The 2,602-nt window shown below is 61.5% G+C and carries 2 protein-coding genes; one reads left to right on the top strand and one right to left on the bottom strand.

Annotated features, from left to right (window positions below):
* Positions 1-1,425 (top strand): WIAG-tail domain (locus PA598K_RS33265; protein WP_185602382.1); only part of this gene is annotated, 1,425 nt, incomplete at its 5' end.
* A gap of 231 nt (positions 1,426-1,656) precedes the next feature.
* Here PA598K_RS33265 and PA598K_RS38490 read toward each other — a convergent pair.
* On the bottom strand, positions 1,657-2,602 hold a 946-nt coding region (locus PA598K_RS38490; RefSeq protein ID WP_376739112.1), incomplete at its 5' end, for an HNH endonuclease.

The following is a 2,602-nucleotide window of genomic DNA, read 5'->3' as shown; positions in this document are numbered from 1 at the left end:
AAGCTCAAGGACGGCAGCATCCCGGGCAGCAAGCTGAGTCCCGGAAGCGTCGGAGGGCAACAGCTGTCGCCGGCCAGCGTAGGGGAGCGGGAGCTAGCCGAAGGGGCGGTGGAGTCCGTCCATCTCATGAAGGATGCGGTCAGCTCCGACAAGATCGCCCCCGGGGCTATTGAAGCGCATCATATCGCGCACGGAGTGATCGGCGAAGAACATCTGGCGGAACGCTATGTGACACAGCGAGATTTCGATACGATGGCCAACATGGAGCGTCGTCCTGTGACGACGGCCGAGCTCGCAGAACGCGCAGTCACCGCAGCGATCCTCGCTCCGAAGGCTGTGGAGAGCGAGGCGCTGGCGCCGGGAGCGGTGACGAGCGACAAGCTCAGCGAACACGCTGTGACGAGGGAGAAGCTTAGCGACAACGCAGTGACGGCGGAGAAACTGGGCCCAGCGGCTGTAGACAGCGGCGCTCTGGCCGCTGGAGCAGTAACGAGCGACAAACTGAGCGAAGGCGCAGTAACGGCCGACAAGCTCGGCGACGGAGCGGTGACGGCGGAGAAACTGGCGCCCGGCCTGCTGCCGCCGCCCGGACCTAAGCTCGGCAGCATCCGCTCGGAGCATCTGCTGGAAGGCGGCATAGAGGGCGATCGATTGGCGGACGGATCAGTGACGATGGAGAAGCTGGCTTGGGCAGCGGTGGACAGCGGCGCGCTCGCCGAAGGTGCGGTAACGAGCGATAAGCTGCGCGAATGCGCAGTAACGACCGACAAGCTTGGCGACGGCGCGGTGACGAGCGAGAAGCTGTGCGAAGGAGCCATCACCGCCGACAAGCTTGGCGACGGCGCGGTGACAAGCGAGAAGCTGCGCGTGGGTGCAGTCACCGCCGACAAGCTTGGCGACGGCGCGGTGACAAGCGAGAAGCTGTGCGAAGGAGCCATCACCGCCGACAAGCTCGGCATCGGCGCAGTGACGGCCGACAAGCTGGCGCCCGGTCTGCTGCTGCCGCATGGACCGATGCCTGGCAGTATTCGAACCGAGCATCTGATGGAAGGCTGCGTAGAGGGCGATCGGTTGGCAGACGGAGCCGTCGAGGCAAGGCATCTGGAAGAACGATCGATCCACCTGTCCAAATTGGCATTCGCTCCGGTCGTCAGCGGCAATACATTCGGTACAACCGTACAATATTACGGGCTAGCAGAATATAGCTTTACGGACCAGGAAGAGCAGGTGGATCTTACCCTGACATTCCGGGCGCCGTTTAACAGTCAGGCCTACGTCCTGACAGCCATGACCGACCATCCTGCTTGTTATGCCTTCGTAAAATCAAAATCACTTGGCAGCGCAGTCGTCACTCTCATCCGCACACGGATAAGTCCGCAGCCGAAAGGCATAATCAATTGGATTGCGATTGGCACAACTTTCTAATTAAAAGCCATTACCACCCCCTTCTCGTCTCTGAGACCGAGGAAGGGGCGGTTTGGTGTGATGTGCCGAGGACATGAATCATGGGGAACGTCATGGGAATTCACGGGGAAGGTTGCGGAAGGTCATGTGCGGCATCAGAGGAAAAAACTGCCCTTCTCGTCATGAATCGTCATAGTCGCTCGACGCGGCCGATGCGTATTCATGAGCAGAGAAGGGCAGTTAGATATGCATCTAGTCCGTTTCCAGGTCTGCTGGCGGCGGCACGTAGTTTTGCATGAATTCATCCATGTCGCGGTCCGCCTTGCTCTGATTGCATAGATTGCATGCGCAAACGCAGTTCAGCGGCGTCGTATGCCCGCCTTTGGCGCGGGGCAGCAAGTGATCAATCGTATCGCCGTAATTGCCGCAGAAGTAACAGGTATAGCGGTCGCGTATCAAAATATACTGGCGAAAGGTTTTGTTGCTGTAGAGCCGTTGTACGGTATAAGGATTAAGGATAACCGCAGCGTGCTCGCGAACCAGCGTCTGGGCCGTTTCGAGATCCGTTTCCTGATGCCAGCGCTTGCCCTTCTCGGTCCTGCCGCGCATCCAGACGACGCCTCGCCGCGTCGTGCGCAGCGCAGAGACATCCGGCGTCTCGACTTGCATCAGGGAGGCGTGCTTAGGCAGCTTGGGGTCCGCCGGCAAGCTCTTGATCCGCGCCGACGCTCCGGGTGACGGTGTTTGTGCCGTCTGCGATGTTTGAGCCTTTCCTTTGCGCTTGCGTTTGCGCTTTCGCTTGCGAGGCGCCCGCAACGGCTCGTCCTCCTGGATGACATCCGGCTTGTCCGACTCAGGCGATGCGGACGGCTCGGATATTACGCGCGATTCGCCGTCCTCTGCGACGATCCGCTTCCTTCCTCCGCCTGTTGATGACGATGACGCGCGGGATGCAGGGGAGGCGACGCGGTCATGCGCCTTCCCAGCAGCAGCTGGCGATTCGTCCCCATATGCCTGCTCTGCAGCCGCCGCCCCCTCGCCGTCTTGCCCCTGCGCGCCGCTGGCCCCAGGAGTGTCAGCTGCAGGAGAAGGCGTCTGATCGTCCACTGGCAGTCCTGCGGCAGCGCCTGTCTTGCGCTTGCGTCTGCGGCGGCGCTTGGCGGCGGGCCCGGGCGAGCGGGCAGAGCCGGAGCCGTCC

Source organism: Paenibacillus sp. 598K (assembly GCF_003851045.1).
In the GTDB taxonomy this organism is placed as follows: domain Bacteria; phylum Bacillota; class Bacilli; order Paenibacillales; family Paenibacillaceae; genus Paenibacillus_D.
This window is presented reverse-complemented; position numbering and strand designations above follow the sequence as displayed.